Origin of the sequence: Shewanella sp., from assembly GCF_051658185.1 — a bacterium.
Taxonomy (GTDB): Bacteria; Pseudomonadota; Gammaproteobacteria; order Enterobacterales; family Shewanellaceae; genus Shewanella.
This window is the reverse complement of sequence record NZ_JBOFMC010000366.1, coordinates 1-6,739: the sequence shown is the minus strand read 5'-3', so window position 1 is coordinate 6,739 and position 6,739 is coordinate 1. Positions and strand designations below refer to the sequence as shown.

The following is a 6,739-nucleotide window of genomic DNA, read 5'->3' as shown; positions in this document are numbered from 1 at the left end:
ACTGATCCGCGGCATGTGCTCGCTGATCCCCAATATTCCGGGGATCAGTGACAATATTGAGGTCTATAGTATTGTTGATCGCTTTTTGGAGCATTCCCGGGTAATGCTGTTCCACGCCGGTGGCGAAAATAAACTCTTCGTCTGCTCCGCAGACTGGATGAGCCGCAATATTGATAACCGTGTCGAAGTGAGTGTGCCGATTTATGATCCGGGCCTAAAACAAATGGTTATGGATATTTTATCGTTACAATTTAACGACAATACCAAGGCGCGGATCATCAATAAGGATCAAAGTAATCCTTATCGTAATCGGGGCAACAAACGTAAGGTACGTTCGCAAATTGCGATTTATCAATATCTTATCAATTATGAAAAGCGCCAGCAGCAGACGTTCGCCGCCCAGCTCGCTGCAGCGCCAGAGTGACCTAGCGTCTGCTAGCGCGCCCGGCGATACACTCGCTTGCCAGTGCGGCGCGATATAACAGGACAGGGATCGCCGTAAAGTGAGTTCAGCTGTGCTCATCACCGCTGGATGAATCACGGCGGGGACAACAAGCATGCGACTGACGAAGCCTGATTAAGATGCGGGCTTTACGATTGCCTTGATAGCCAAAGGATAATTAGATTGAGCACCACACATTCACAGCCGCGACACTTTGTCGCCATCGATATGGGTTCGAACAGTTTTCACCTCGTTATCGCAAGGGAGCAGGACGGCAGTTTGCAAATTCTCCACAAAGAAAAACAACAGGTGCAACTGGCCACCGGTTTAGATGGCCAAAATGTGTTGAGCGATGCGGCCATCGAGCGGGGCTTAAATTGCCTGCGGGATTTTAATCAGCGTTTTTCTAACCTCGATCAAGCTCAGGTCCGCCTCGTCGCCACCCATACCCTCAGAGTCGCCAAAAACCGCGAGCAATTTATCGATGCTGCGCTCGCTATTATGCCCTATCCAGTAGAGGTGATCCCCGGCCATGAGGAAGCCCGCTTAATTTATAATGGCATTGCCCAAAGCCAAGTATTAGGCGCGCGCAATCTGGTGATTGATATTGGTGGCGGCTCGACCGAAGTGGTGCTCGGCAAAAAAAATACCCCCACCCATTTATCGAGTTTACGCTGTGGCTGCGTGAGTTTTAATGAGCGATTTTTTCCGGGAGGCCACATTACCCCCGCAGCGTTTCGCGCCGCCCAAAGTGCTGCCGATAAACAATTTGCCTCATTATCCAAAGAATATTTTAGCGGCAACTGGGATTTAGTCCTTGGCAGCTCAGGGACGGTCAAAGCCCTGTGCGAGGCTATCCAAGAGGAGCATGGTGATGAAATCATCACCCTACCTCGCCTTAAACAGCTCAAATTAACCCTGATCAAATATGGTCATATTGAACAAATCCACTTTGCCAATGTGGATGAGAAACGCACGCCACTGCTACCCGCCGGCCTTGCCATTTTAATCAGTTTTTTTAGGCGCTTACCCATAGAACAATTGGAGTTTAGCCCCGGAGCGCTGCGCGAAGGGGTACTCTATGAGCTGGCTAAGATTGGCCAATATCAAGATATCCGCCATCGCACCGTCGATAGCATTGCCCAGCTCTACCACATCGATATATCCCATGCCCATAAAGTGCGCGATACTGCGATGATGATGTTTGAGCAGGTTGCCGATGAATGGCAACTGCGCCCTTACGCCCGATTACTCGCCTATGCGGCAACCTTGCATGAGATTGGTTTACATATCAATTCTAAGGCCCTACACAAACATGGCGCCTATATTATCAGTCATAGCGATCTCCCCGGTTTTAGCGAGGCATTGCAACGGGATCTCGCCCTGCTTATCGCCAATCACCGTAAAAAACCCTACGCACTGTTAGCAACTGAGCTCGATCCCCACCATAAATTGACGCTCATTCGTTTACTGTGCTTACTGCGCCTTGCTATCTTGCTGCACCTTGGCAGAATTGCCAAAAGCTTCAGCCTAGAGCAGATCCAAGTGACACCTGATGGATTAATGCTCGTCTTACCCGGGCATAAACGTAAAATAAGCCTATTTATGAAAGATTTGCAGCGAGAGCAAAAACACATGGCAACCTTAGGGATGCATCTGGGCATCGTCTCTCACCTTCCATCGGCGAGCCTTGCAAACCCCGCACATCAGCTTACTGCGGACGCTGCAATTGTGCCAATCAGCACAACGAACACGCCACCTTCGGATAACGTGAACTGAAAACACAAAGGGAGGTTAATGTTCTCCGTCATCTTCCCGCAGGCGATGGAGCCAGGGCGACCTAAAGGTTACCACTAGCACACATCCTATTGATTGCCAAAGATATGGATGATGAATGGTATTGATGAGCATTATGTTGACAGACGCTATGCGCAACAACACCGTCATCATCAGCACCATGTTGGCGGTCAAGATGACACGCCCTAATCACAATCCAGTAGACACGCCTTAAGCTTGACTCAAGCGGGCGGACGCCAACTCGAACTGGCTCAAAACCGTTCGAATGCCGCCACACACGCTGTGCCATTGGGTGTCGTCATAGGGTGCCATAGGCAAACTTAACAAAAAATCTCCGGCAAACTGCGATGCCCCCTAGTCACAGCGCCCCCAATTTACGGTATGATTCCCCCCCAGGACGAATCTAGTGTTAACTTTTTGAGGATGATATGCGCGGATCTGTACTTTCAACACTGAGCGGTGTGGCGCTCACCCTAATGACATGGCAGCCCCTGCCGGTGCTAGCCTCCTCGAGCATAGGTAAAGTCGACTTAGTGGTGGTCTCGAAATCCGATGCCAATATGGTCCTGATGCGCGATGGCAAGGTCCTCAAGCAATACCGGATTGCCATGGGCGATCTTCCCTCTGGCCATAAACTCAAAGAAGGCGATCAACGTACGCCTCAAGGCCGCTATATTCTCGACTATAAAAAACCCGATAGCGCCTATTACAAATCCATTCATATTTCTTATCCAAATGAAGAAGATAAGCTAAGAGCCAAGGCGCTAGGCATTAAACCCGGTGGAATGATCATGATCCACGGCCAAAATCCGCGTTCTAATTTATCTCCCGAAGAAGCCCAGCAATACAATTGGACTAACGGCTGCATTGCTCTGACCAACGCCGAAATGGATGAACTGTGGAAAGCCGTTGATGAAGGCACGCCTATTGAAATCTGGCCTTAAGCCAAGTCCTGTTCCCTATTAACGCCCAACTGACTGGGCGTTTTTATTTCGCCTTTGGCGCGACCAGATTTTTATTTTGTGCCACTGTATTTACGCCACAGTATTTGCGCCACCAAGTTAAAGGATGCCCTATGCCATCGTTACCCCCGCTCACGTCCCCCAATGCCACGGGGATAAGCTATGCCACACTGCAGCAAGCTTGGCCCCAATTTGAAGCACAAATTTTAGCTTTACTGGCACGCTTAACGCTGTCGGACAAAAACCTCGAATGCGATCATGTCGCGTTGAGAGTCAACTCCATTGCCGCAGCCGATGCCCTACGCCATGAGTTTTGCCAACGGGGGCGGATCATTTCCGATAATCATATTAATGGCCGCAGTATCTTAATTTTTGAATTAACCACGCCGTTGATCCTAGGGGAATTTTCCATTGCTTGTGTGGAATTGCCCTACCCAAGCGATAAGGCATATCCCCAAGAAGGTTGGGAACATATTGAGCTAGTGCTGCCATCAGGCGCCCAAGATTGTGATGCGCTCAGCCAAGATCTGCTGCACCTATGCCCAGCGCTTGGCCCACTTTTTAGCAACACCTCAATCCCCGAGGAGGGCATTAAGCTTAAAATGAGTTCACCAAAGGCCGCTAAGGAACGCTTAGCCAACCCGACGATTGCTTTTAAATATCAAGATATCTGTATCAAAGTGCATCCCCACGGCATTAAGACCGTCATTGCCAGTGAGCACCAAGAGACATAAGGGCACCCGCGGTGCAGGCGCGCCGCTCAGCTAGCCAAGCCAGAATAGGACATCACCAATGAAGCCTGCAAAAAACGAAGCACAACTGTTAAAGTTTGCCCTTGAAATCGGTGTAGGTTACGCCAAAAAGCGGGGGTTTGATGAATTTGAGCGAGGTGTCTCCCCCAAAGATAAGGTAGAGTGCATTTATCGCCTACTGGTGACCGATAATCTGATCCAGCCACTCGCCAAAGATAAAGAAGACGGCCCGAATATGAAACACAAGTTAATCTTGTGGATCAGCCGACAATTACCCGCCGATCATCCTTTACTCAAATAACGTCCTGCGGGCACCAGTTAACGCGAAGGAGCGCGATGAACAACATGCCCTTCGCTGATGCTCAGCGGATAGGGTGCGCCGCAAAGTCTGCTGAAATTACAAAATATTTTTAAATTTCAAATCCTTATAAAATCACAAGATCCGCTTAAATGACACCGAAGAAGGGGTAACTTAGCCCCCTTATCTATAATCTATACCTTGTTTTTAAGGTTTTGCTGCTTTGCTGGCCTTATCCTTTGCCAGCACGGTCGCCATGGGCGGCACTACCGAGGTGGGGTCAAGGCGCATCTGATACCAATTCAAACGCCAATCTAAATGCGGGCCATTCGCTCGTCCCGTTGCCCCGACCTCCGCCAGCGCTTGGCCCTGTTTCACGCGTGTTCCGGCGCTGACATAGAGCTTACTTAAATGTAAAAAACTGGAGCTCACTCCATAACCATGGTCAATGACCATAGTGCCACCCGAATAAAACATATCCGGCACCGAAAGACTGATCACCCCATCGGCAGGCGCCACCACAACGGTGCCTGTCTTGGCGGCCACATCCACGCCAAAGTGCGGATTGCCAGGGACATCATTGTAAATACGCTGACTACCGTATACCCCTGAGATCCGCCCGGTAAGCGGCCAAATAAAATCTTGAAAAACCGCCGTATGATCGCTCAATATCGCTCTGGCCGCCTTCACCTGCGCCGCATCTTTTGCCGCCCGTTCTTGAGCAATGGGATCCGGCTTCATAATCTTATTGCTAATGCCTTTCACGTGTTGAATATTGTACTGACGCTGGGCCACGGTGAGGGGTTTAATCTCTGTCAAACCATTAGGATAGACCAAGGTGAGTTGCTGCTGTTGCGCGCCGTCACGGTCAAAGCCAAAGGCCAAATATCCTTCGGGGGACACTTTTATGTCCTTTTCATTTAAACGGACTTGAGTACCCACGGGCACTTGTGCACGGATGAGCGCCCCCTGCTCGAATTTTCCGGTAAAACTCACCTCTTGGGCATGACTGATACTCGCCAGTGAACTGAATCCTGCCACAACAATCCATTGCCGACCTTGCGCCAAAAGACCGTGGCTTAGCCCGCCCATGGCTGGCACCTTGAGCCACGGCAAAGGAGCCCACATCTTAGATAACATCTTCATACACACCGCCAATACATCTTAAACATCAATTAAAAAATAAATTCATTACTGAGGATCCGCGCCCTTTGTCACAATCGCGCCCTTACCCACCCCTTCATAGGCCACGACGGTAAATTCACTCGTAGGCACCTTCGCGGCCATTGTGCTGGCCATGTAATCGGCGAGCAATTCAACCGTGGTATCATGGGGCAAAATATCGCAGCGCCCTTTTGGCATCGCGAGTTGAAAATCCCCCTGAGGCGCTTGGTAATGAAAACCATAATGGCTTGCATCGGTTATCTGGGTTTGAGGCGATAAAGCTAATGTCTGCACCGGCACCCGATCCTCAACACTCGCCAAATAAATATCCTGCCAGCGCGCGGCCCAATATTCATCCCACTGAGGTGACGCTATGCCATTTTCAAAAACATGCACGGGGCTGCGATGCCCGTGAGCGATACGCTGACAATTACCGTCGTGTTTGCGCAGCCCATGGCTGTAATGATAATAGGGGGTAGTAAGCGCTTCATGCCTTAAGGTTAAGGTGATCCCTGCCACATGAGCGGGCAACACCTCCCGCAGCGCTTGACACAAAAATCGATTAACGCTGGTGATATCGATTTGCTCAGCCGGCACCAAGGCAAAGGCTTGCTCTGGACAAGCAAGATGGATCTCGCCCACTTGGCTTGCAAAATCGAGCCACACCCGCTCACCCTGTTGCTGCCAGCGCACGTCATTGCATGCTGTTGGCACCAGTAAACGATGATCGGCCACCGCATCTAAGGTCTGCTTAATGCTCCGTTTCACCTTGGCAAAATCGAGCAGCATATTCTGCTCATCCAAACTGCCTTCAAGGAGCACATCCACTATCCAGCTCTCTCCGACCATACCGCGTTTAGGGCAAAGATAGGAAAAATCAATCACGGTTAAATCTTTGACAAACAATTGCATATAAACTCCTCAGCAGAAAAACAGTCCGCCTACTTTGTGCTAGCACGACTTAGCGATGGCTAAGCGCACCCAGAGGGCGATACCGAACCGCCCGTGCATATTCACACGGATTCTAATCAATTGCGCCCTTGCCCGCGAGGAATGAATCCATTTCCCGAGGATTTTATTAATCCTGCCACCAAGGTGTATCTGCACTGAAACACTGAAACACTGAAACACTGAAATACTGAAATACTGAAACACTCAAGGCAGGTGATGAGGAACGCAAGATGCTGCCTTGGCCCGTTAACGGGCTTCTGAGTGAGCCAACAGAATGGTGAACTGACAACATGATTAACTGGCAGAACATTGAACAAGTTGCATTGTATATCGGCAGCATGCGTCAAAAGAGCGTGCACGACAGGCTCATCCC

6 protein-coding genes and 1 pseudogene are annotated in these 6,739 nt (G+C 50.0%); 5 read left to right on the top strand and 2 right to left on the bottom strand.

What is annotated here, in order from left to right:
• The 5 genes and pseudogenes from ACRCZA_RS13920 to ACRCZA_RS13900 all read left to right on the top strand — a co-directional run.
• A pseudogene (locus ACRCZA_RS13920) lies at positions 1-424 on the top strand (polyphosphate kinase 1); the annotation flags it as partial.
• A gap of 201 nt (positions 425-625) precedes the next feature.
• Positions 626-2,221: an exopolyphosphatase gene (ppx, locus tag ACRCZA_RS13915; protein ID WP_438675010.1), complete on the top strand. Its 1,596-nt coding sequence runs from the start codon at positions 626-628 to the stop codon at positions 2,219-2,221.
• 446 nt (positions 2,222-2,667) lie between these two features.
• Positions 2,668-3,183, top strand: coding sequence for a L,D-transpeptidase family protein (locus ACRCZA_RS13910; protein ID WP_438675009.1), 516 nt, complete (start codon positions 2,668-2,670; stop codon positions 3,181-3,183).
• Between the two features lie 131 nt (positions 3,184-3,314).
• Positions 3,315-3,935, top strand: coding sequence for a VOC family protein (locus ACRCZA_RS13905; RefSeq protein WP_438675008.1), 621 nt, complete (start codon positions 3,315-3,317; stop codon positions 3,933-3,935).
• A 58-nt stretch (positions 3,936-3,993) separates the two neighbouring features.
• Positions 3,994-4,254, top strand: coding sequence for a DUF5062 family protein (locus tag ACRCZA_RS13900; RefSeq protein ID WP_438675007.1), 261 nt, complete (start codon positions 3,994-3,996; stop codon positions 4,252-4,254).
• 204 nt (positions 4,255-4,458) lie between these two features.
• Here ACRCZA_RS13900 and ACRCZA_RS13895 read toward each other — a convergent pair whose 3' ends face one another.
• Together ACRCZA_RS13895 and ACRCZA_RS13890 are read right to left on the bottom strand one after the other, a co-directional pair.
• Entirely contained in the window at positions 4,459-5,397 is a 939-nt protein-coding gene (locus ACRCZA_RS13895; RefSeq protein WP_438675006.1) for a M23 family metallopeptidase, read from the bottom strand.
• Between the two features lie 45 nt (positions 5,398-5,442).
• The gene (locus ACRCZA_RS13890; protein ID WP_438675005.1) at positions 5,443-6,327 is read right to left on the bottom strand and encodes a 6-carboxytetrahydropterin synthase; all 885 of its coding nucleotides are present in this window, start codon (positions 6,325-6,327) and stop codon (positions 5,443-5,445) included.
• Positions 6,328-6,739: the final 412 nt, after the last annotated feature.